The sequence below is a fragment of the Streptomyces viridosporus T7A genome, assembly GCF_008704515.1.
GTDB classification, from domain to species: domain Bacteria; phylum Actinomycetota; class Actinomycetes; order Streptomycetales; family Streptomycetaceae; genus Streptomyces; species Streptomyces viridosporus.
Genome location: NZ_CP023700.1, coordinates 4,238,803 through 4,260,695, shown reverse-complemented (window position 1 = coordinate 4,260,695; position 21,893 = coordinate 4,238,803). Strand labels below are relative to the sequence as shown.

General features: G+C 69.5%; 25 protein-coding genes. 13 read left to right on the top strand and 12 right to left on the bottom strand.

Annotated elements, in window-relative coordinates; translation table 11 throughout:
• Positions 1-61 precede the first annotated feature (61 nt).
• Positions 62-1,570, top strand: a complete 1,509-nt coding sequence (locus CP969_RS19770) for a glycosyltransferase family 87 protein (RefSeq protein WP_026085044.1) — start codon at positions 62-64, stop codon at positions 1,568-1,570.
• A 116-nt stretch (positions 1,571-1,686) separates the two neighbouring features.
• Here the strand turns inward: CP969_RS19770 and CP969_RS19765 are convergent, their stop codons facing one another.
• The 3 genes from CP969_RS19765 to CP969_RS19755 all read right to left on the bottom strand — a co-directional run bounded on the left by CP969_RS19765 (position 1,687) and on the right by CP969_RS19755 (position 4,402).
• Positions 1,687-2,718, bottom strand: a complete 1,032-nt coding sequence (locus CP969_RS19765) for an alanine racemase (protein WP_004985973.1) — start codon at positions 2,716-2,718, stop codon at positions 1,687-1,689.
• Between the two features lie 83 nt (positions 2,719-2,801).
• Positions 2,802-3,923, bottom strand: coding sequence for a peptidoglycan bridge formation glycyltransferase FemX (femX, locus tag CP969_RS19760; protein ID WP_004985976.1), 1,122 nt, complete (start codon positions 3,921-3,923; stop codon positions 2,802-2,804).
• A 164-nt stretch (positions 3,924-4,087) separates the two neighbouring features.
• Positions 4,088-4,402, bottom strand: a complete 315-nt coding sequence (locus CP969_RS19755) for a hypothetical protein (RefSeq protein WP_004985979.1) — start codon at positions 4,400-4,402, stop codon at positions 4,088-4,090.
• A 319-nt stretch (positions 4,403-4,721) separates the two neighbouring features.
• Between CP969_RS19755 and rpsF the strand changes: the two genes are divergently transcribed.
• The 4 genes from rpsF to rplI all read left to right on the top strand — a co-directional run bounded on the left by rpsF (position 4,722) and on the right by rplI (position 6,405).
• Positions 4,722-5,012 carry a 30S ribosomal protein S6 gene (rpsF, locus tag CP969_RS19750; protein WP_004985983.1) on the top strand — a complete coding sequence of 97 codons (291 nt, stop codon included), beginning with the start codon at positions 4,722-4,724 and terminating at the stop codon, positions 5,010-5,012.
• 76 nt (positions 5,013-5,088) lie between these two features.
• The gene (locus CP969_RS19745) at positions 5,089-5,661 is read left to right on the top strand and encodes a single-stranded DNA-binding protein (protein WP_016825495.1); all 573 of its coding nucleotides are present in this window, start codon (positions 5,089-5,091) and stop codon (positions 5,659-5,661) included.
• A 42-nt stretch (positions 5,662-5,703) separates the two neighbouring features.
• On the top strand, positions 5,704-5,940 hold the full coding sequence (rpsR, locus tag CP969_RS19740; protein WP_003949403.1) for a 30S ribosomal protein S18: 237 nt from the start codon (positions 5,704-5,706) through the stop codon (positions 5,938-5,940).
• 18 nt (positions 5,941-5,958) lie between these two features.
• Positions 5,959-6,405 carry a 50S ribosomal protein L9 gene (gene rplI, locus CP969_RS19735; RefSeq protein WP_004985988.1) on the top strand — a complete coding sequence of 149 codons (447 nt, stop codon included), beginning with the start codon at positions 5,959-5,961 and terminating at the stop codon, positions 6,403-6,405.
• Positions 6,406-6,562: 157 nt separating this feature from the next.
• Here rplI and CP969_RS19730 read toward each other — a convergent pair whose 3' ends face one another.
• On the bottom strand, positions 6,563-7,900 hold the full coding sequence (locus CP969_RS19730) for an MATE family efflux transporter (RefSeq protein ID WP_016825496.1): 1,338 nt from the start codon (positions 7,898-7,900) through the stop codon (positions 6,563-6,565).
• 459 nt (positions 7,901-8,359) lie between these two features.
• Between CP969_RS19730 and dnaB the strand changes: the two genes are divergently transcribed.
• Positions 8,360-9,835 carry a replicative DNA helicase gene (gene dnaB / locus CP969_RS19725; RefSeq protein WP_004985996.1) on the top strand — a complete coding sequence of 492 codons (1,476 nt, stop codon included), beginning with the start codon at positions 8,360-8,362 and terminating at the stop codon, positions 9,833-9,835.
• 227 nt (positions 9,836-10,062) lie between these two features.
• Positions 10,063-11,448 carry a serine hydrolase domain-containing protein gene (locus CP969_RS19715; protein ID WP_026085045.1) on the top strand — a complete coding sequence of 462 codons (1,386 nt, stop codon included), beginning with the start codon at positions 10,063-10,065 and terminating at the stop codon, positions 11,446-11,448.
• 73 nt (positions 11,449-11,521) lie between these two features.
• On the opposite strand, the gene CP969_RS19710 is transcribed toward CP969_RS19715, so the two are convergent.
• Together CP969_RS19710 and CP969_RS19705 are read right to left on the bottom strand one after the other, a co-directional pair.
• A complete protein-coding gene (locus tag CP969_RS19710; RefSeq protein WP_004986006.1) occupies positions 11,522-11,974 on the bottom strand; it encodes a GNAT family N-acetyltransferase in 453 nt (150 codons plus the stop codon).
• A gap of 57 nt (positions 11,975-12,031) precedes the next feature.
• Complete coding sequence (locus tag CP969_RS19705; RefSeq protein WP_016825501.1) at positions 12,032-12,496, bottom strand: MarR family winged helix-turn-helix transcriptional regulator; 465 nt, start codon at positions 12,494-12,496, stop codon at positions 12,032-12,034.
• Positions 12,497-12,636: 140 nt separating this feature from the next.
• Between CP969_RS19705 and CP969_RS19700 the strand changes: the two genes are divergently transcribed.
• Both CP969_RS19700 and CP969_RS19695 read left to right on the top strand, forming a co-directional pair.
• Complete coding sequence (locus CP969_RS19700) at positions 12,637-13,845, top strand: MFS transporter (protein ID WP_016825502.1); 1,209 nt, start codon at positions 12,637-12,639, stop codon at positions 13,843-13,845.
• 104 nt (positions 13,846-13,949) lie between these two features.
• Positions 13,950-14,369 carry a GlcG/HbpS family heme-binding protein gene (locus tag CP969_RS19695; protein ID WP_004986009.1) on the top strand — a complete coding sequence of 140 codons (420 nt, stop codon included), beginning with the start codon at positions 13,950-13,952 and terminating at the stop codon, positions 14,367-14,369.
• Between the two features lie 97 nt (positions 14,370-14,466).
• Here the strand turns inward: CP969_RS19695 and CP969_RS19690 are convergent, their stop codons facing one another.
• The 6 genes from CP969_RS19690 to CP969_RS19665 all read right to left on the bottom strand — a co-directional run bounded on the left by CP969_RS19690 (position 14,467) and on the right by CP969_RS19665 (position 19,457).
• Positions 14,467-15,333, bottom strand: a complete 867-nt coding sequence (locus CP969_RS19690) for a GNAT family N-acetyltransferase (protein WP_004986010.1) — start codon at positions 15,331-15,333, stop codon at positions 14,467-14,469.
• A gap of 373 nt (positions 15,334-15,706) precedes the next feature.
• The gene (locus tag CP969_RS19685) at positions 15,707-16,189 is read right to left on the bottom strand and encodes an NUDIX domain-containing protein (RefSeq protein ID WP_004986011.1); all 483 of its coding nucleotides are present in this window, start codon (positions 16,187-16,189) and stop codon (positions 15,707-15,709) included.
• 87 nt (positions 16,190-16,276) lie between these two features.
• Positions 16,277-17,182 (bottom strand): LysR family transcriptional regulator, encoded by a 906-nt coding sequence (locus tag CP969_RS19680; protein WP_016825504.1) that lies wholly within the window; start codon positions 17,180-17,182, stop codon positions 16,277-16,279.
• Between the two features lie 231 nt (positions 17,183-17,413).
• Positions 17,414-18,586, bottom strand: a complete 1,173-nt coding sequence (locus CP969_RS19675; RefSeq protein ID WP_016825505.1) for a cystathionine gamma-lyase — start codon at positions 18,584-18,586, stop codon at positions 17,414-17,416.
• Positions 18,583-19,074 (bottom strand): low molecular weight protein-tyrosine-phosphatase, encoded by a 492-nt coding sequence (locus CP969_RS19670; protein WP_004986016.1) that lies wholly within the window; start codon positions 19,072-19,074, stop codon positions 18,583-18,585. Before CP969_RS19670 ends, CP969_RS19675 begins: the two co-directional genes overlap by 4 nt.
• 5 nt (positions 19,075-19,079) lie before the next feature.
• Positions 19,080-19,457 carry a phage holin family protein gene (locus tag CP969_RS19665; RefSeq protein ID WP_004986017.1) on the bottom strand — a complete coding sequence of 126 codons (378 nt, stop codon included), beginning with the start codon at positions 19,455-19,457 and terminating at the stop codon, positions 19,080-19,082.
• A 61-nt stretch (positions 19,458-19,518) separates the two neighbouring features.
• On the opposite strand from CP969_RS19665, the gene CP969_RS19660 reads away from it, so the two are divergent.
• From CP969_RS19660 to CP969_RS19645, 4 genes are all read left to right on the top strand, one after another.
• Complete coding sequence (locus CP969_RS19660; protein WP_004986019.1) at positions 19,519-19,836, top strand: cupin domain-containing protein; 318 nt, start codon at positions 19,519-19,521, stop codon at positions 19,834-19,836.
• A 149-nt stretch (positions 19,837-19,985) separates the two neighbouring features.
• Positions 19,986-20,198 carry a DUF5326 family protein gene (locus CP969_RS19655; protein ID WP_004986020.1) on the top strand — a complete coding sequence of 71 codons (213 nt, stop codon included), beginning with the start codon at positions 19,986-19,988 and terminating at the stop codon, positions 20,196-20,198.
• A gap of 274 nt (positions 20,199-20,472) precedes the next feature.
• Positions 20,473-21,225 (top strand): IclR family transcriptional regulator, encoded by a 753-nt coding sequence (locus CP969_RS19650; protein ID WP_016825506.1) that lies wholly within the window; start codon positions 20,473-20,475, stop codon positions 21,223-21,225.
• Positions 21,226-21,323: 98 nt separating this feature from the next.
• On the top strand, positions 21,324-21,758 hold the full coding sequence (locus CP969_RS19645) for an SsgA family sporulation/cell division regulator (RefSeq protein ID WP_026085047.1): 435 nt from the start codon (positions 21,324-21,326) through the stop codon (positions 21,756-21,758).
• Positions 21,759-21,893: the final 135 nt, after the last annotated feature.

Genomic DNA, 21,893 nt, shown 5'->3' with positions numbered 1-21,893 from the left:
CGGGCCGCCGTACCCCTCGGGTACGGCGGCCCTCGGCGTCTCCCCGGTCGCGTACGGCAGGATGTGCGACATGCCCAGTGGAGAATCGACGCAAGCGAGCGACCACGAGCCCGAGCCGGTACGGCCGACCCAGGAGGACCGGGTCGCCGCCGCCGGCAGTGAGCTGATCGGCGGTCCGCTCGGGCGGCGTGCCCTGACCGGGGCGTCCTGGTGGTCCCCGGTCCGGGTCATCGCGCTCGTGGCGATCGGCATGTTCGCCCTCGGCCTGGTGCAGAAAGCGCCCTGCTACAACGGAGGCTGGTTCTTCGGGGCCGGCTCCCAGTACACGCATGCTTGCTACTCAGACATCCCGCACCTCTACCAGGGGCGTGGTTTCGCCGACGGACTGGTGCCGTACTTCGACAAGCTCCCCGGGGACATGCAGTACCTCGAGTACCCGGTGCTGACCGGCGTGTTCATGGAGGTCGCCGCCTGGCTCACGCCCGGCAGCGGCAGCCTCCAGGACCAGGCGCAGTGGTACTGGATGGCCAACGCCGGGATGCTCATGGCGTGCGCGGCCGTCATCGCCGTCTGCGTGACCCGTACGCACGCCCGGCGGCCCTGGGACGCTCTGCTGGTCGCGCTGGCGCCCGCCTTCGCGCTGACCGCGACCATCAACTGGGACCTGCTGGCCGTCGCCCTGACGGCCGCGGCGATGCTGATGTGGTCGCGGGGGCGTTCCCTCGCCTTCGGCGTCCTCCTCGGGCTCGCCACGGCCGCCAAGCTCTATCCCGTGCTGCTGCTCGGGCCGTTGCTGGTGCTGTGCTGGCGCGCGGGCCGCTGGCGGGAGTACGGAAAGGCCCTGGGGGGCGCGGTCGTCGCCTGGGCCGTCGTCAACGTGCCCGTCATGCTCTTCGCCTTCGAGGGCTGGTCGAAGTTCTACACGTTCAGTCAGGAGCGGGGTGTCGACTTCGGTTCCTTCTGGCTGATCATGGCCCAGAACTCGAGCGATCCGCTCGGCACCGAGACCGTCAACACGTTCGCCACGCTCCTGATGCTGCTCTGCTGCGCGGGCGTCGCGGTGCTCGCGCTCACGGCCCCGCGCCGGCCGCGGTTCGCCCAGCTCGCCTTCCTGATCGTCGCGGCGTTCATCCTCACCAACAAGGTCTACTCGCCGCAGTACGTCCTGTGGCTGGTGCCGTTGGCGGCCCTCGCCCGGCCGAAGTGGCGGGACTTCCTCGTCTGGCAGGCCTGCGAGGTGGCGTACTTCCTGGGCATCTGGATGTACCTCGCGTACACGACCAGCGGGGACGCGCACAAGGGACTGCCCACCGACGGCTATCACTGGGCCATCGCTCTTCATCTGCTGGGGACGCTGTACCTGTGCGTCATGGTCGTGCGCGACATCCTGATGCCGGAGCGGGATCCGGTACGGCGGTCGGGCGAGGACGACCCGTCGGGCGGGGTGCTCGACGGAGCCGAGGACGTGTTCGTGCTCGGTCCCGCGGCCCGTCCCGCGCGGCACGCGGTCCACTTCGAGGGGCCACGGGTCAAGTGGGGCACGACCGGAGCCACGGGCAGTTCGCTCTGAGCGAACGGTCCGGGACGCGCGACCACCAGGGCAGTGAGAAGGCCGTACACGGGTCACCCGTGTACGGCCTTCTCACTGCCCGCGTGAGGGCGGGTTCCCGGATGTCCCCGGTGCGCTCAGCGGTCGATCAGGCGGTCGAACTGCGTGGTGGTGTGCCGGAGATGGGCCACGAGTTCCTCGCCGACCTTCGGCTCCGGCGCATCCGTCGGCACGAACAGGATCGACACCTGCATGTGCGGCGGTTCGGCGAACCAGCGCTGCTTGCCGCCCCAGACGAACGGGGAGAGGTTCCGGTTCACGGTGGCGAGTCCGGCGCGGGCGACGCCCTTGGCGCGCGGCATGACGCCGTGCAGCGCCTTGGGGGCCTCCAGGCCCACCCCGTGCGACGTACCGCCCGCCACGACCACCAGGAAGCCGTCGGAGGCGGCCTTCTGCTGCCGGTAGCCGAACCGATCCCCCTTGGCGACGCGTGTGACGTCCAGGACCGCGCCGCGGTACTCGGTGGCCTCGTGGTCCCCCAGCCACAGCCGGGTGCCGATCCGGGCGCGGAAGCGGGTCTGCGGGAACTGCTGCTGCAGCCGGGCGAGTTCGTCGGCCTTGAGGTGGCTCACGAACATCGTGTGCAGCGGCAGGCGGGCCGCCCGCAGGCGGTCCATCCAGCCGATGACCTCCTCGACGGCGTCCGAGCCGTCGGTGCGGTCCAGCGGGAGGTGGATGGCGAAGCCCTCCAGCCGGACGTTCTCTATGGCGGCGTGCAACTGGGGCAGGTCCTGCTCGCTGATGCCGTGCCGCTTCATCGAGGACATCACCTCGATGACCACCCGGGCGCCGACCAGTCCGTACACGCCGTCGACCGACGACACCGAGCGGATGACCCGGTCGGGCAGCGGTACGGGCTCCTCGCCGCGCCGGTACGGCGTCAGCACCAGCAGGTCACCGCTGAACCAGTCCTTGATCCGGGCGGCCTCGTACGTCGTGCCGACGGCGAGGACGTCCGAGCCCAGCCGTGTGGCCTCCTCGGCCAGCCGCTCGTGGCCGAAGCCGTAGCCGTTGCCCTTGCAGACCGGGACGAGTCCCGGGAACTGCTCCTGCACGTGCTTGTGATGCGCCCGCCAGCGCGCGGTGTCGACGTAGAGCGTGAGCGCCATGGCCGGACCTGGAACCTTTCTCGTGGCTGCGGTGTATCAGAGGTGTGGAAGCTGGTGAAGCCGTCGGAGCGACGAAGCAGGGGTCAGCGGCGCGACATGTAGATGTCGAGCGCCTTGTGGAGCAGTTTGTTCAGCGGGAAGTCCCACTCGCCGAGGTATTCGGCGGCCTGGCCGCCCGTGCCGACCTTGAACTGGATCAGACCGAAGAGGTGGTCGGTCTCGTCCAGGGAGTCCGAGATGCCGCGCAGGTCGTAGACGGTGGCGCCGAGCGCGTAGGCGTCGCGCAGCATCCGCCACTGCATCGCGTTCGAGGGCCGGACCTCACGGCCGATGTTGTCGGAGGCTCCGTAGGAGTACCAGACGTGCCCGCCGACGATCAGCATCGTCGCCGCGGACAGGTTCACGCCGTTGTGCCGGGCGAAGTACAGCCGCATGCGGTTGGGGTCCTCGGTGTTGAGGGCCGTCCACATGCGCTGGAAGTACGACAGCGGGCGGGGCCGGAAGTGGTCGCGCACGGCGGTGATCTCGTACAGCCGCTGCCACTCGGCCAGGTCCTCGTAGCCGCCCTGGACGACCTCGACGCCGGCCTTCTCGGCCTTCTTGATGTTGCGGCGCCACAACTGGTTGAAGTTCTTGTGGACCTCTTCCAGGGAGCGGTTCGCCAGCGGCACCTGGTAGACGTAGCGGGGCTGGACGTCGCCGAAGCCGGCGCCGCCGTCCTCACCCTGCTGCCAGCCCATGCGGCGCAGCTTGTCGGAGACCTCGAAGGCGCGGGGCTCGATGAAGTCGGCCTCCAGGTCACGCAGACGCTTCACGTCCGGGTCCTGGATGCCCTTCTTGATGGTCGAGGCCTCCCAGCGCCGGATGATCACCGGCGGACCCATCTTCACCGAGAACGCGCCCTGCTGCTTCAGGTGCGCGAGCATCGGCTCGATCCACTCCTGGAGGTTCGGCGCGAACCAGTTGATGACCGGGCCCTCGGGGAGATAGGCGAGGTAGCGCTTGATCTTGGGAAGCTGCCGGTAGAGGACGAGCCCGGCGCCGACCATCTCACCGGTCCGGTCGTCGAACCAGCCGAGGTTCTCCGAGCGCCATTCCGCCTTGACGTCCGCCCAGGCCGGGACCTGCATGTGACTCGCCGACGGCAGACTCTGGATGTACGCCAGATGCTGCTCTCGACTGATGGTCCTCAGGGTCAGGCTCATTCGGGGCGCTCCTCGGGCTGGTGTGTCCCCATGGGGTCAGGGGCTCCGGCTCTCGCGCGAAGCCTACTGCGCCCGGGGAGCGCCCTGGATGGGCGCACAGGGCCTTCGCCCCGGCCTGTTGCCGGGGCGAGGTGTTCGACGGTGTGCGGAAGGGGTGTCCGACGTCAGTCGAGGAGTCCGCCGAAGAGGCCACCGTGCGCCATGCCCAGGAAGAACCCGACCGCCGCGGCACCGAGGCCCAGGACGAGACCGAAGCGCTCACGCGTCGTCACCGAGATCCACTGGCCGTACGCGCCGGTGAGGATTCCCACCAGACCGGTCCAGGAGCTGAGCAGGTGCAGATGGTGGAACATCGCCGTGATGAAGGACGTGATCCCCAGCACCAGGGTCACCGCGAGCAGGGCGTCCTGGAGTGGATGGGACTTGCCGTCCGTGGCGAAAAGGCCGCCGGCGGTGTTGGGTCGCATTGCCTGTGCCATGGGGCACCTCCTGCGAAAGGCGGCGCATCGTAGCGCCGTACACACCCGATGCGTACAGATTGACGGGCAGCCCGGCCGGATTTCAACCGGAAGCCGCTGTGTGGGTACCCTGTACCGTCCGCACCGATGTCCGTCCGGACAACGCCGGTCGAGAAGGCGGGACAGGACCACGGTCCGTCCCGGCCGGCCCGGAAGGCCGCCGACCGACCCCGATTGTCAGTGGCGGCTGTTGTACTGACAGACATCGTTGCGCAACGCATCACGACCCTCCTGCCACGGAACGACCGTGGCCGCTGAGTCCAAAGGAGGTGGGTTCCACATGCGTCACTACGAGGTGATGGTCATCCTCGACCCCGATCTCGAGGAGCGTGCTGTCTCCCCGCTGATCGAGAACTTCCTTTCCGTCGTCCGTGACGGTGGCGGAAAGGTCGAGAAGGTCGACACCTGGGGCCGTCGTCGTCTCTCGTACGAGATCAAGAAGAAGCCCGAGGGCATCTACTCGGTCATCGACCTGCAGGCCGAGCCTGCGGTCGTCAAGGAGCTCGACCGCCAGATGAACCTGAACGAGTCGGTCCTCCGGACCAAGGTCCTCCGCCCCGAGACCCACTGAGCCTCCCGCTCAGTCGATCCCGGGACTCGAGTAGCAGCACAAGCAGCCAGCAGCAAACCCGCCGAGAGGTTCCCCCATGGCAGGCGAGACCGTCATCACGGTCGTCGGCAACCTTGTCGATGACCCCGAGCTGCGCTTCACCCCGTCCGGTGCGGCCGTCGCGAAGTTCCGTGTCGCGTCGACTCCCCGCACCTTCGACCGTCAGACGAACGAGTGGAAGGATGGCGAGAGCCTGTTCCTGACCTGCTCGGTCTGGCGCCAGGCGGCGGAGAACGTCGCCGAGTCGCTCCAGCGAGGCATGCGCGTCATCGTGCAGGGCCGGCTGAAGCAGCGGTCCTACGAGGACCGTGAGGGCGTCAAGCGCACGGTCTACGAGCTGGACGTCGAGGAAGTCGGCGCCAGCCTGCGCAACGCCACGGCCAAGGTCACCAAGACCACCGGCCGCGGTGGCCAGGGCGGCTACGGCGGCGGTGGCGGCCAGCAGGGCGGCGGCTGGGGCGGAGGCCCCGGCGGCGGCCAGCAGCAGGGCGGCGCTCCCGCCGACGACCCCTGGGCGACCGGCGCTCCCGCCGGTGGCCAGCAGCAGGGCGGCGGCTGGGGCGGCGGCTCCGGCGGCGGTGGCGGCTACTCGGACGAGCCCCCCTTCTAGGCGGGCCGTACCCGCACTTCTTGATCACACAGGAGAAACATCATGGCGAAGCCGCCTGTGCGCAAGCCGAAGAAGAAGGTCTGCGCATTCTGCAAGGACAAGGTCACGTACGTGGACTACAAGGACACGAACATGCTGCGGAAGTTCATTTCCGACCGCGGCAAGATCCGTGCCCGCCGCGTGACCGGCAACTGCACGCAGCACCAGCGTGACGTCGCCACGGCCGTCAAGAACAGCCGTGAGATGGCGCTGCTGCCCTACACCTCCACTGCGCGCTAAGGGAAGGGTGACCGACTCATGAAGATCATCCTCACCCACGAGGTCTCCGGCCTCGGTGCCGCGGGCGACGTCGTCGACGTCAAGGACGGTTACGCTCGCAACTACCTGGTCCCGCGCAAGCTCGCGATCCGCTGGACCAAGGGCGGCGAGAAGGACGTCGAGCAGATCCGTCGTGCTCGCAAGATCCACGAGATCCAGACCATCGAGCAGGCCAACCAGGTGAAGGCCCAGCTCGAGGGGGTCAAGGTCCGCCTGGCCGTCCGCTCCGGCGACGCCGGTCGTCTCTTCGGCTCCGTCACCCCGGCCGACATCGCTTCCGCGATCAAGGCCGCCGGTGGGCCCGAGGTCGACAAGCGCCGCATCGAACTGGGGGCGCCGATCAAGACGCTGGGCGCTCACGAGACGTCCGTGCGTCTGCACCCCGAGGTTGCCGCCAAGGTCAACGTCGAGGTCGTCGCGGCCTGAACGCCGCGCTCGCTGAAGCAGTGAGCACAGGGGCCGCACCCTTTCGAGGGTGCGGCCCCTGTCGTCGTGTCCACGGGTGTGAAGGTGGACGGGACCGGCTAACGGGCCGACGGGCGGTGCGTGCTGCAGGCGAAACGCGGTGTTTCACAGGAAACGGTCAGCGCGTCGCACCCGTGACGACCCAGCGGCCCGAGCGGCTGCGGAGCCACAGAGTCAGCATCCGCACGGACATCATGAGCGTCATCGTGCCCCACAGCGCGGTGAGTCCGCCCCCGAGCACGGGGACCAGCAGGGCGGCCGGCGTGAAGACCACCAGGGTCAGCAGCATCGCCCAGGCCAGATACGGCCCGTCGCCCGCGCCCATCAGAACTCCGTCCAGGACGAAGACGATGCCGCAGATCGGCTGGGAGAGCGCCACGAGCACCAGAGCGGGCAGGGCCGCGTCCTTGACGGTGGCGTCGCTGGTGAACAGGGGCAGGAGTACCGGGCGGGCGAGCACCACCAGCACGCCGAGCACGACTCCCACCGCGATGCCCCACTCCACCATGCGACGGCACGCCTCACGGGCGCCCTGGGCGTCGCCGGCTCCCAGATAACGGCCGATGATGGCCTGACCGGCGATGGCGATGGCGTCCAGTGCGAAGGCGAGGAGGCTCCAGAGGGAGAGGATGATCTGGTGGGCCGCGATGTCGGCGTCGCCCAGGCGGGCGGCGACGGCTGTCGTGATCATCAGGATGGCCCTGAGGGAGAGGGTGCGCACCAGCAGAGGGACGCCGGCCTGAGCCGACGCCCTGATCCCGGCGGAGTCCGGGCGCAGGGAGGCACCGTGTTTGCGTGCCCCGCGCAGCACCACGGTCAGGTAGACCGCGGCCATGCCGCACTGGGCGATGACGGTGCCCCAGGCGGAGCCCGCGATGCCGAGGCCGGCGCCGTAGACCAGCCCGACATTGAGCACGGCGTTCGCGAGGAAACCGGCGACGGCGACGTAGAGCGGTGTCCGGGTGTCCTGCAGTCCGCGCAGGACGCCCGACGCGGCGAGTACGACGAGCATGGCCGGTATGCCGAGCGCGGAGATGCGCAAGTAGGTGGTCGCGTAGGGCGCCGCTGTCTCCGAGGCGCCGAAGAGATCGACGAGGCCCGGCGCCGTGGGCAGGACGACGGCGATGACGGCGGCACCGAGCAGCAGGGCCAGCCAGATTCCGTCCATGCCCTGGCGGATGGCTCCCTGGAGGTCGCCCGCCCCGACGCGCCGGGCGACGGCGGCAGTCGTGGCGTAGGCCAGGAAGACGAACACGCTGACGGCGGTCATCAGCAGGGCCGAGGCGATGCCGAGACCGGCGAGCTGTGCCGTGCCGAGGTGGCCGACGATGGCGCTGTCGGCCATGACGAAGAGCGGCTCGGCGACGAGGGCGCCGAAGGCCGGTACGGCCAGCAGGACGATCTCTCTGTCGTGCTGCCGTCGGGCGGCTCGGGGGCGCGCGGGGGCCTGTGTCATGTGCACCAATCTAATCGTCCACAGGTAAGAGATGCAAAGCTCTCACGACCCTTACTTCGTGGCTCGGGGTGCGGGCTTGTGCACGCCGCTCGAAGTGATCTTGATCCGACTGGGGAAGTTTTTCTTCTGCACAGCCGGTGGACGGTAAACGTGCAGGTCAGGCGTGTGCTGTGGAGTGCCTTGCGGTCTTGTTCACAGGGCTGTCCACCGGGTCGTGCACAGGTTTCACGGGTTTCTCCACAGCATTGGGGCGGTCGTCCACAGGGGCTGTGGATAACCAGATTGGCTGACGGTGCCGACGGGCCTACGGTGGTCCGGCGCTCGCTCCGTCCGCCGACTTCGAAAAACCCCGCAAAACCGGCGCGCGGCAACCGGAGTTGAGCCTCTTATCTGTCAGTGCCGTGCCGTAGAACAGAGGGCGCGGCGAGGTCCGCTCGGCGGACGGGAGGAGGTGGCTCGGTGAGCATTTCCGAGCCCTTGGACGATCCGTGGGCCGACAGCGGCCCCAGTGATCGTCTGCCCGCCTCCCGCCGCGAAGGCGGCGGCCGTGGCCGCGACGAGCAGCACGACCGTGGCCGGGACAGCGGCGTGTGGGACGGCGGGGGCTCCGCGTTCGAGCGGATGCCGCCGCAGGACCTCGAAGCCGAGCAGTCCGTTCTGGGCGGCATGCTGCTGTCCAAGGACGCCATCGCCGACGTCGTCGAGATCCTCAAGGGCCACGACTTCTACAAGCCGGCCCACGAGACCGTCTACACGGCCATCCTCGACGTCTACGCCAAGGGCGAGCCGGCCGACCCCATCACGATCGCCTCGGAGCTGACCAAGCGGGGCGAGATCAACAAGGTCGGCGGGGCCTCGTACCTGCACACCCTCGTCCAGACGGTGCCCACGGCGGCCAACGCGGCGTACTACGCGGAGATCGTGCACGAGCGTGCCGTGCTGCGCCGTCTGGTCGAGGCCGGTACGCGCATCACGCAGATGGGATACGCGGCCGACGACGACGTCGACGAGATCGTCAACCGGGCCCAGGCCGAGATCTACGCGGTCACCGAGCAGCGCACCAGCGAGGACTACCTCCCGCTCGGCGACATCATGGAGGGCGCGCTCGACGAGATCGAGGCGATCGGATCGCGCAGCGGTGAGATGACCGGTGTGCCGACCGGGTTCACCGACTTCGACTCGCTGACCAACGGCCTGCATCCGGGACAGATGATCGTCATCGCCGCGCGTCCCGCGATGGGCAAGTCGACGCTCGCGCTGGACTTCGCGCGGGCCGCGTCGATCAAGCACAACCTGCCGAGCGTCATCTTCTCGCTCGAGATGGGGCGCAACGAGATCGCGATGCGCCTGCTGTCCGCCGAGGCCAGGGTCGCCCTGCACCACATGCGGTCCGGCACGATGACCGACGAGGACTGGACACGCCTGGCCCGCCGGATGCCGGACGTCTCGGCGGCGCCGCTCTACATCGACGACTCCCCGAACCTGTCGATGATGGAGATCCGCGCGAAGTGCCGCCGTCTGAAGCAGCGCAACGACCTGAAGCTGGTCATCATCGACTACCTCCAGCTGATGCAGTCCGGCGGCTCCAAGCGCGCCGAGAGCCGTCAGCAGGAGGTTTCGGACATGTCCCGTAACCTCAAGCTGCTCGCCAAGGAGCTGGAGATCCCGGTCATCGCCCTCTCCCAGCTCAACCGTGGTCCCGAGCAGCGCACCGACAAGAAGCCGATGGTCTCCGACCTGCGTGAGTCCGGGTCCATCGAGCAGGATGCCGACATGGTCATCCTGCTGCACCGCGAGGACGCCTACGAGAAGGAGTCCCCGCGCGCGGGCGAGGCCGACCTCATCGTGGCCAAGCACCGAAACGGCCCGACCGCGACGATCACGGTCGCCTTCCAGGGCCACTACTCGCGCTTCGTGGACATGGCACAGACCTGATCGGGTTCCCGTGGGGTCCCCGGCTCCGCGTCCTTCTCCCGAGATGGTCGGGCCATGATCGAGATCACCCTGATGCCCGTCCCGGAGGTCGCAGCCGTGCCGGTCCAGGAGTGCGGTGAACGGCTCGTGGACGTCCGCCGAGAACGACACGTCCGTGTCCGTGGTGGAAGCCGGTGAGGCCACCCGGGGGACAACGGGGGACGTGATGTTCCTGGTGAACTGAGGGCATGACGACACTTCAGGAAGAACTGTTGCCGGGAACGCGTCGTGCACTGCTGCACCGGATCGCCGTCGCCCAGGCGGAAGGGCGTGCGCCGTCGCTCGTCGCGACCGTGGTGCGGGGTGGGGAAGCCGTGTGGACGGGGGCACGGGCGTCGGCGGAGGGGCGGGCTCCGGACGGGAACGTCCAGTACCGGATCGGTTCGATCACCAAGACCTTCACCGCTGTCCTGGTCCTCCGGCTCCGCGACGAGGGAGTGCTCGATCTCGGCGACCCCTTGGAGGAGCACCTGCCGGGAACGGGCGCGGGCGAGGCGACCATCGCCGAACTGCTCGCACACAGCGGTGGGCTGGCCGCCGAGACACCCGGCCCTTGGTGGGAGCGAACCCCCGGTACCCTGCGGCCCGACCTCGCCGACGTGCTGGGCGAGCGGCCCTTCGTGCACCCCGTCGGCCGGCGGTTCCACTACGCGAACCCCGGATACGCGTTGCTCGGTGCACTGGTCGAGAAGGTGCGCGGCGCCTCGTGGGAGGAGGTGCTGCGGCGCGAAGTGCTCGAACCCCTGGGGCTGCGTCGTACGAGCGTGCACCCCGAGGCGCCGCACGCGGAGGGCTGGGCGGTGCATCCGTGGGCCGACGTGATGCTGCCCGAGCCCGTGGAGGATCTCGGACGGATGGCGCCCGCCGGGCAACTGTGGTCCACCACCGATGACTTGGCGCGCTTCGCGGCCTTCCTGGTCGGCGGTGACGACCGGGTGCTGAGCGCCGAGTCGTTGCGGGAGATGAGGACACCGGCGGCTCCGATGGGGACGGCGGACGTGGCGAGCGGTTACGCGTACTGTCTGGGCCTGGAGATCCGCCACCAGGACGGGCTGACTCTCGTCGGGCACACCGGGTCGCTGCCGGGCTTTCTCGCCTGCCTGGTGATCAGCCTGGTGGACGATGTCGCCGCGGTGGTCCTGGCCAACTGCACCTCGGGACCGGCGCCGTTCACGGTCGCCGCCGATCTCGTCCGGATCGTCGCGGAGGCGGAGCCCCGCATCCCCGCTCCCTGGCGGCCGCTGCGGGACGCCGAGCCGGCGGTACTGGAGCTGGTGGGGCAGTGGTACTGGGGCACCCAGGCCTTCGCGCTGCGGTGGTCGGCCGATGGTGGCGTCTCGCTGGAACCGCTGTCCGGCATCGGCCGGCGTTCGCGCTTCCGTTCGAACGGGGACGGTACCTGGACGGGGCTGGAGGGCTACTACGCCGGAGAGCTCCTGAAACCCGTACGGCGACCGGACGGGTCGGTGAGCCACCTCGACCTCGGGTCGTTCGTGTTCACGCGTCAGCCGTACGACGAAAGGGCTCCCGTGCCGGGTGGAGTAGAACCGGGCGGGTGGCGGGGGATCCGGTAGGCCCGTGGTCCCCGGTCGTCCGGGGCCTGCGAGGGGCGCTGTTCCACGTGGAACAGCGCCCCTCGCCCCGCTGTCACAGCTGCAGCTTGAAACCCACGTGTGAGGCCGTGAAGCCGAGTCGCTCATAGAAGCGGTGGGCATCGGTGCGGGTGTTGTCGGAAGTCAGCTGGACCAAGTGACAGCCGTGGCGACGGGAGGCGTCGATCGCCCACTCGATGAGCCGGGTTCCCAGGCCGCTGCCGCGCTCGTCGGCGTGGATGCGGACCCCCTCGATGATCGACCTGGTGGCACCACGACGGGACAGCCCGGGAACGATCGTGAGCTGGAGCGTGCCGACTACACGGTCTCCGCGGACGGCGACGACCAGGTTCTGGTTCGGGTCCGTGCTGAGCCGTTCCAGAGCGGCCAGGTACGGACCGAGGTCGTCCGGCGACTCGCGCTGCGCGCCCAGAGGGTCATCCGCGAGCATGCCGACGATCGCGGGGATGTCGGCGGCCACCGCGGCACGTATGTCAAGATCTCCCATGTCGGCCACCCTACGCAGGCGCGGCCGGAACGGGCGATGCCGATTCCGACGCGACCGTCAGGCGGGTACGGGAGCCTTCAGCGTCTCCACCGCCCTGACCAGCGGGGCCAGTTCGGGGTTCTCGGCCGCCTCGTCCAGGGCCTCGCGCAGGGCGGTGTCATTGGTCGGCCGGGCCTCCTCCAGGAGCTTGAGGCCGGACTCCGTCACGTTGGTGTAGATGCCGCGCCGGTCAGTGGGGCACAGATAGCGCTCCAGCAGGCCGCGGTCCTCGAGTCGCGTGACCAGGCGGGTGGTCGCGCTCTGGCTGAGTACGACCGCGTCGGCAACCTGCTTCATCTGCAGATGGCCGCCCTCGCCGTCGTGCTGCCGGCTCAACACGTCGAGCAGGGAGTACTCCCGCGCGCTCAGGTCGTGCCGGGCCTGAAGGGCGCGCTCGATGTGCGTCTCGATCTTTCTGTGCAGCAGGGAGAGGGCGCACCAGCCCTGGGCGAGGGCGGTGAGTGCGGGGTCCGTGGCTGTCATGGCGTTTCCTCCGTCCAGGAGCTGCTGACACCAGGGTAGAGCAAGAGCGCAATATACGGCGTTTGCAAATAACCCGCGCATGCAATTATTGTGATCGCACCTAGAGCGCTCCTGCAACTACTTGGAAGGTCCACTCTCCCATGCCTCTCGCGCTTCTGGCCCTCGCGATCGGGGCCTTCGGGATCGGAACGACGGAATTCGTGATCATGGGTTTGCTGCCCGAGGTCGCGGGTGACTTCGGTGTCTCCATCCCCACAGCCGGCCATCTGGTGACCGGCTACGCCCTGGGCGTCGTGTTCGGCGCACCGCTGATGACCGTGCTCGGCACCAAGGTCTCCCGCAAGCGCATGCTGATGCTGCTCATGGGCCTGTTCATCGCCGGGAACCTGCTCTCGGCGCTGGCCCCGGTCTTCGGCGTCATGCTGATCGGGCGGGTGGTCGCCTCACTGGCCCACGGTGCCTTCTTCGGCATCGGTTCGGTGGTCGCGGCCGATCTGGTCGCCCCGGACAAGAAGGCCGGAGCCATCGCCATGATGTTCACGGGGCTGACCGTCGCCAATGTCATCGGCGTCCCGCTGGGCACGCTCATCGGGCAGTCCATCGGCTGGCGCGTCACCTTCGGCATCGTCGCCGCCCTCGGTCTCGTCGGTCTGGCCGGCATCGCCCGGCTCGTGCCCGACATGCCCAAGCCCGAGGGCGTACGGCTGCGCCACGAGCTGGCCGCCTTCAAGAACGTCCAGGTCCTGCTCGCCATGGCGATGACCGTCCTCGGTTTCGGCGGCGTCTTCGCGGCCATCACCTACATCGCGCCGATGATGACCCATGTCGCCGGCTTCGCCGACGGTTCCGTCACCTGGCTGCTGGTCCTCTTCGGCCTCGGCATGGTCGGCGGCAACCTCATCGGCGGCAGGTACGCCGACCGCGCCCTGATGCCGATGCTGTACGTGTCGCTGGGCGCCCTGGCCGTCGTCCTCGCGCTCTTCACCCTGACCGCGCACAACAAGATCGTCGCGGCCGTCACCATCGCCCTGATCGGTGCCCTGGGCTTCGCCACGGTTCCGCCGCTGCAGAAGCGTGTTCTCGACCAGGCGCACGGTGCCCCCACCCTGGCCTCGGCCGTGAACATCGGTGCCTTCAACCTCGGCAACGCGCTGTCCGCCTGGCTCGGCGGCATCGTGATCGCCGCGGGCCTCGGCTACACCGCGCCCAACTGGGTCGGCGCACTCCTTGCCGCCAGCGCCCTGGCACTGGCCTTCGTCTCGGCCGCCCTCGAGCGTCGCGACCAGGTCACCGGCTCCGTGCCCGCCGGCTCGGTGCCCGCAGAGGAGCGGACCGCCGTCTCCCCCTGATCCGCAGGACCCGCCCGGTGCGGGGCCAGGGCCGTCCCCGCACCCGTCCGTGCTTCCTTCCACCGCACAACCGACCACACCCGTACTCCGAGGAGAACCTCTTCATGAGCACCATCGCCGTCGCCCCGCTCACCATCGCGGACGCCGACACCCTCATCACCGCCGCACACCGGGCCGCCGAGGCCACCGGTGTCACGGTCAGCGTCACCGTCCTCGACGCCGGTGGGAACCTGCTCGCGTTCCGGAGGGACGACCGCGCCGTGCTGATCTCCGGCGAAACCAGCACCCGCAAGGCGTACACCGCTCTCCAGCTGGACGCGCCCACCGCCGACCTCGTGGACGCCGTGCAGCCCGGGGGCCTCTTCCACACCCTTCCCACCGCGCTCGACCGGCCGCTGCTGTTCATCGCCGGGGGCGTGCCCATCCGGCGCGACGGTCGGCTGATCGGTGCGATCGGTGTCGGCGGCGGGGCCCCGGAGCAGGACCACGCCTTCGCCACGTCCGCCGTGGAGACCCTCGCCTGACGACGGGCCCCGCGACACGACGACGCCGGTTCCCGATCCTGTCGGGCGCCGGCGTCGTCGTGTCGGTGGACGGGTGCCAGGTCTCGGCGGAGGGGCGTCAGCCCGCCGCGACCGTCACCGGGGCGAACCGGCGTCCCCCGTCCCCGGGCAGCTCCGTGATTCCGTAGGTCATGACGGCATGGGACGTGACGGACGCCAGCCCGTGCTCCTTCACCCAGCCCAGCAGCTCTTCGTGCCGCACGTCGATGTCGATGCGCAGCGGCCGGTCCGTGTGGGCGGCGAGGGAGGCGAGGAGCGCCTGAGCCGTCGGGGTGTCGCGGGCGATCAGCGGGCCGACGACATGGGTGTCCATGTTGGGCCAGGCGGCCGCATATCCGATGAGCCGTCCGTCCTCCTCGGCGACCCGCAACCGGTCGGCGAAAGCGGGCAAGCGGGCGATGACGTGGGTGCGGTCGGTCCCGAACACCTCCTCGTCCAGCCGGAGGATCGCGGGGAGGTCCTCGGCGGTCGCGGCACGAGTGGCGACCTCGTGCTGTGCTCCTGTGGGAACGAAGCGACCTCGCAGCATCTCCGCCCGACCGGTGACCTTGAAGCCCAGTTCCTCGTAGAGAGGACGGCCGTAAGGGGTCGCGTACAGAGTGAGTGGCGTGGTGCCCATCGACGAGAGGACGTGGCGCATCAGCCGACGCCCCACCCCCTGACGTGCATGCCGTTCGGCGACCAGGACCATGCCGATGGCTCCCAGGGCGGGACGCTCCTGTGGCCCGTACTCGGTGACGACGCAGGCGGTCACCAGACCACCCTCGGGGTCGTCGATGCCGTACCCCTTCCCGGCCGAGAGGAGGAGCCCCCATTTGTGCTCCTCCCGCGGCCACCCCCGGTCCTCGGACAAGTCGGCGCAGGCGGTGAGATCGCGGAGCGTCAGACGGCGGATGGGCAGAGAGGCAAGGGAAGGTGTCGGCACGCAGGTCAGGCTGTCCGACCGGGGGGAGGAGCGTCCACCTGTTTCCGGAGACTCGGCCCGCTTTCGGCCATGCCGCGGCCGACGACGGAACGCGTGCCCGGGCGGGGATGTTTCACGTGAAACCGCAAGAACGCCTCATAGACCGTTTCTCCCGCCACGCCGGGAGATCGGCGCGGAGCCCACACGGAACGGTGACTACCGCGCCATGGTGTCGCTGTCCCTTCCTTTCCTTCCTTTCCTTCCTTTCCTCACCTTCTTCGTGGAACGGCTCATCGGCCGGGGTGGACACGCGATGTACGGGTCACGTTCCCCGCCGGACCGTTCATGGCGCCGGTGGACCCGGCAGGTGTGCCCGACGCGGCGGCCTCGGACGTCAGCCGAGGTCGGGGGCGTGCATCGCGCGTACACCCTCGATGTTGCCGTCGAGATAGTGCCGCAGCGAGAGCGGTACGAGATGGACCGAGGCGATGCCGACACGGGTGAACGGCACACGGACGATCTCGTACTCGCCGGCGGGTTCATCGACCTCCGGTCCGTGCCGGAGGGACGGATCCATGGAGGCCAGGCGGCACACGAAGAAGTGCTGCACCTTCACACCGGTGGTGCCTCCGTCCTCACCGATGTGCTCCACGGTGTCGACGAAACAGGGCACCACATCGGTGATCTTGGCACCGAGCTCCTCGTACACCTCGCGGTGCAGGGCGTCGACGACCGTCGGGTCATCCGGCTCGACTCCGCCGCCGGGGGTGACCCAGTAGGGATCCACGCCGGGCTTGGTGCGCTTGATCAGGATCAGATGGTCGTCGTCCAGCAGAACGGCACGAGCGGTGCGCTTGACCACGGGTCGGACGGTCATGGGGGAAATGTGGCCCGGATGGTTCCACGTGAAACCTCGCGCAACGTCATCAGCCGGGTTCCCGGAACGGGCCGTCCGTCCGGAAGGTCAGCACCAGTCGGTGGCCGCTTGCTGCAACCGCTCATGGGCACGGGCGATGTGCGGCATGGCCAGGGTGCCGGTGCGGGCCGCCAGGAAGTAGGTGCGCAGCGGGGGCACCGTCGGTTCGTACAGGATGATCACCTCTTCCCGCTCGAGCGCCGCCGTGCACAGGTAGCGGGGCAGTACCGCCAGCCCCGCGCCCGCTGCGGTGCAGGCCAGCACCGCGCGTAGATCCGGGACGATCACGGTCCCCGGGCTGATCGGGCGGGAGTCGAACACGGAGGCCCAGTAGCGGGAGACGAACGGCAGCGACTCGTGCACCTCGATCACCGGGACCTGCTCCAGCAGGGCTGCCCCGGTGCGACGGAGGGCGCCGGGGCCGATCTGCCCGGCCCAGCGCGGAGCGGCGATCAGAACGTGCTCCTCGTCGCAGAGCGCAGTCGCCGAGAGCAGGGCACCACGCGGCCGGAGCGTGCTGATGGCCAGATCATGATGTCCGGCGGCCAGCCCTTCCAGGGTTTCCTCGGCGGTGCCGAAGGAGGCTCGCAGGGCGAAGCCCAGGCCGTCGTCACCGGCCAGCTCCGTGAGCACGGGCAACGCCCGCTCGGCGGTGAACTCCGGGGGACCGGCCAGATGGAGGGTGCGTAAGGAGGAGTCCTCCTCGAGACCGGATTCCGCTATCTCCACGAGGGCGTCGAGGTGCGGTGCCGCCTTGTGGGCGAGTTCGTCCCCGATGGACGTCGGTGTCACGCCGCGGGCCTGCCGCAGGAACAGAGGCCGCCCCAGCTGCCGTTCCAGCGTCCGGATCTGGGAGGTGACGGCCGGCTGGGAGAGACCGAGCAGGGCGGCGGCACGAGTGAAGGAACCGGCCCGGTGCACGGTCACGAAGGTCCGCAGCAAGGCCAGATCCACGCCGTGTCATCCCCTTCTCGTCAGCCCCGCTGCCGGCCCCGGACAGGCCCAACTATAAATAAGTCGATAGGTCGCTGTCGCTACTGTGATTGGACACTGACACTGAGTCAACTAGCCTAGTGCGCGCGGTTCTTCGCGCGCGGAACCGGGGACGGTCCGAGCCACGAGGGGGGAGGCTCGGACCGTCCGTCGCGACGAGCGGAGCACCTGGCGGCCCGACCGCACCGCCCCTCAGCCAGCGGATTCGTCCAGTGCGCGGAGCACGTCCGCCACCAGGTCCTCGGGGTCCTCGGCGCCCACGGAGAAGCGGACGAAACCCTCCGGCACCGCGTCCCCGCCCCACCGGCCGCGCCGCTCCGCGGTCGAGCGCACGCCACCGAAGCTCGTCGCGTCGTCCACGAGCCGCAGTCTGTCGAGAAAGAGGTCGGCACGCGCGCGGGTGGGCAGCGTGAAGGACACCACGCACCCATAGCGCCGCATCTGCTGTGAGGCGATCTTGTGCGAGGGGTCGTCCGGCAGTCCCGGATAACGGAGCCCCGTCACCTCGGGCCGCTTCCGCAGCGCCTGGGCGAGCGTCAGGGCGGTGGCGTTCTGCCGGTCGACGCGCAGCTGGAGCGTGGCGATGGAGCGGTGCGCCAGCCAGGCCTCCATGGGCCCGGGAACGGCACCGACGATCTTGCGCCAGCGGCGGACGGCGGCCATGGCCTCGGCGTCGCGGCCGGTGACGTACCCCAGGAGGACGTCTCCGTGCCCGGTGAGCTGCTTGGTGCCGCTGGCCACCGCGAAGTCGGCACCGAGTTCCAGCGGACGCTGGCCGAGCGGCGTCGCGAGGGTGTTGTCGACGGCGACCAGGGCGCCCTGCGCGTGTGCCGCCTCGACGAGCCGCCGTACGTCGCACACGTCCAGCCCGGGGTTCGACGGTGTCTCGAGCCACAGCAGCTGCGCGCCGTCGAGGACCTCGAGCTGGGCGTCACCGCCCGTCGGCGCGGTGCGTACCTCGATGCCGTACGACTCCAACTGGGCCCGTACCAGGGGGAATACCTGGTACCCGTCGCTCGGCAGGACGACGGTGTCCCCGGCGCGGAGCTGGGAGAAGAGCACCGAGGAGATCGCGGCCATGCCCGAGGCGAACACCAGGGCCTCGACCCCGTCCTGCCCGGGCGCCTCCAGCTCGGCGACGGCACGCTCCAGCAGCGTCCAGGTCGGATTCTCGTCCCGGCCGTAGGTGTACGGGCCGGTGGGGTCGCCCGGCAGATGGAAGTGGGCGGCGAACACGGGCCCGGGCAGGGTCGGCTCGTGCTTGACCGGCTCGGGCAGCCCGGCCCGCACCGCGCGGGTGCCGTCACCACAGGGGGAGCCGGGGGCGGCGGCCCCGGGGCCGCCTTCGGTTGCCGAATCGTTCATGCCGCTCGTCCTTCCACGTGCTCGCGTACCGCGGTGAGCAGGCCGGTGCTCGCCGCCTCCACCATGCGGAGACAGTCGTCGAAGCCGTCCGCGTTCCCGTAGTAGGGGTCCGGTACGTCCGGATCGTCACCGGCGGCGGGGTCGTAGGAGCGCAGCAGACGCACCTTGTCCGCGTCCCGCTCCGTGGGGGCCATCCGGCGCAGCGCCCTGAGGTGGCCGGAATCGAGCGCGATGACGAGGTCGAGGCGGGCGAACCAGGCCGGGTCGAACTGCCGGGCCGTGTGGTCGGTGTCGTAACCGTTCTCCTGGAGGACGGCCACCGTGCGGGGGTCGGCGCCGTCGCCCTCGTGCCAGCCGCCGGTGCCGGCGCTGTCGACCTCGACCAGGCCGTCCAGACCGGCCTCGGCCACGCGCGCCCGGAAGACGGACTCGGCCATCGGTGAACGGCAGATGTTGCCGGTGCAGACGAAGCAGACGCGGTAGGTCATCGCGCTCAGTCCCCGTCGGGCAGGACGACGTTGAGCGCCCAGGAGACGACCGAGATGATCAGGCCGCCGAGCACGGCCGTCCAGAAGCCCTCGACGTGGAAGCTCAGGTCGAACAGACCGGCGAGCCAGGAGGTGAGCAGCAGCATCAGCGCGTTCACCACCAGGGTGAACAGGCCCAGCGTCAGGATGAGCAGGGGCACGCTCAGGAGCTTCACCACCGGCTTGACCAGGACGTTCACCAGACCGAAGATCAGTGCGACCAGGATCAGGGTGCCGATCTCCTTGCCCGTGCTGTCACCCGTCAGGGTGATCTTGTCGAGCAGCCACACCGCGACCGCCAGGGCGCCCGCGTTGGCGATCGTCTTGACTAGGAAATTCTTCATGTGTCTGATCGTGGCAGACAGGATCGGACATGAGCAGTGAGCCAGGGGGCGGGACGAGGCGATGAAGGCATTCCGGCTGGACGAACTGGAGGCGGAACGCGCCGCCAACGACGGGGCGTACCTCCAGTTCCTGCGGGAGCGGAACATGTCGGTCGGCCTCTACGCCCTGAACGCGGGTGAACAGGATCCGCAGCAGCCGCACCGCCAGGACGAGGTGTACTTCGTCGTCAGCGGCCGGGCGGCGATCACCGTCGGTACGGAGACCACCCAGGTGGCACGCGGCAGCGTGGTGTACGTACCGGCCGGCGTGCCGCACAAGTTCCACCACATCAGCGAGGACCTGCGGGTGCTGGTGGTGTTCTCTCCCCCGGAGAGCTGAGTCGTGGCCTCGGGGTTCCCTAGGGGACGGGTCAGGGGACGACAAGGGGTCCGAGGCCCCCGTCGGGCCGTCCCCGGCCCTAGCATCGAGTGCAGGACATCATCGACACGACCCGGTACTCGGCGGGTGGAGAGGCAAAGGACAAGGCGATGCGAGAGATTGTCGCGGAACTGCCGTGGTGGGTGAAGTGGGTCGCGGTGCCGGTCATCGCCCTGGTCGTGTTCGGCGGGCTGATAGCGAGTGTGGTCGGCTTCGTGATCGGACTGCTCTTCAAGGTGCTGGTCTTCGTCGCGCTGGTCGGCGGACTGATCTACGTGGTGCGGAAGTTCATGTCGAGTTCCTCGTCGCGCAGCGACTGGTGAGCCCCGGGGGACCGGTGGGCCGGTAACAGGAATCGCCGGTTCCCTCGGGCGGGGGAAGTTTCCCGACGGACCGTATGCGTGCGGTGACAGCCGGTTAGAGTCCGGAACTCGACGCGGGGACGATCCCCGCGAGCGGCGACCCCCACCCGTGTTCCCCCGCACGGGCTGCCCCCTCGCGTTTCGGGAGTGACCCTTGGCCACGACTGGCACCGCCCCTGCACACCTGACGGCTGCCGTCCCCCCGCAGCCCCACGCCCCGTCGTCCCCCGCACCGGTGCCCCCCACCACGCTCATCGGTTCCGTGCGGCGGGCCATGCGCCTGCTGGAGACCGTCGCCGGGCATCCGTACGGCGCCCCCGCCAAGCAACTGGCCCGTGAGACCGGGCTGGCGCTTCCCACCGCGTACCACCTGCTGCGCACCCTCGTGCACGAGGGTTATCTGCGCCGGGACAAGGGGCTGTTCTTCCTCGGCGAGGCGACCGAGCGGCTGACCGGCAGCGGGGCGCAGCAGAAACGTCGCAGCACGATCGTCGACCTGCTGACCCGCTGGCGCGACGCGATCGGTGTGCCCCTGTACTGCGCCGTGTACCGCGAGGGCGAGATCGACGTCGTGTGCGTCTCCGACAGCCCCGTGCACCCCGCGGTGGAGGAGTGGGCCGACTTCCGCGAGACCGGGCACGCGCACGCCGTCGGGCAGTGCCTGCTCTCCCAGCTCGACGAGGAGGCCCGCCGCGACCACCTCGACCGCCACCCCGTGCGGCCCGTCACGCCGTACACCGTGCGCGACGCCCAGAGCCTCCTGAGGCGCCTGGAGCGGGTGCGGCGCATGGAGCCGGTGATCGAGCGTCAGGAGTACGCCCTGGGGACGGTCTGCGCCGCGATCCCGGTCACCATCGGCACCACGGCCGCGACGATGGCCATCTCCCTGCCCGCACACCAGGCCGATCGGCTGCTCCCCACGGCACGGAGACTGCAGGCCGAAATGGGGCGCCTGGTGGGGTCGTTGGCGCTCTCTATCAGTATCTGAAAAATCACTCCTTGTGATCTGCTGTGTACGTTCAGCAAGATTCCATCAGGTGTCAGGGTCCATGCCCGGCCAGTCCGCGGCGAATGACGGGGTAGGCGATGCGCGAATCCGTACAGGCAGAGGTCATGATGAGCTTTCTCGTGTCGGAGGAGCTGTCCTTCCGCATCCCGGTGGAGCTGCGTTATGACACCTGTGATCCCTATGCCGTACGGCTGACCTTCCACTTGCCCGGGGACGCTCCCGTGACCTGGGCGTTCGGCAGGGAATTGCTGGTCGACGGCGTCGGCCGCCCGTGCGGCGAGGGGGACGTGCGCGTCTCACCGGTCGATCCCGACACGCTGGGCGAGGTGCTGATCCGGCTCCAGGTCGGCAGTGATCAGGCCCTGTTCCGTTCGTCGACCGCGCCGCTCGTGGCCTTCCTCGACCGCACCGACAAACTGGTGCCGCTGGGCCAGGAGGGGGCGCTCGCCGACTTCGACGCCCACCTCGACGACGCGCTCGACCGGATCCTGGCGGAGCAGGGCGCCGGGTGAAGCGTTACGCCGGTCGGGTGGTAGCGGGCGGAACGCTGCACCGTGTTCCGCCACGCTCCGCAGGAACGCTTCCCCAACACCTCCGTGGAGGCGGCGCCCGGCGGAGTCGGTCGGCATCCGGCCCGGCGCAGAGCC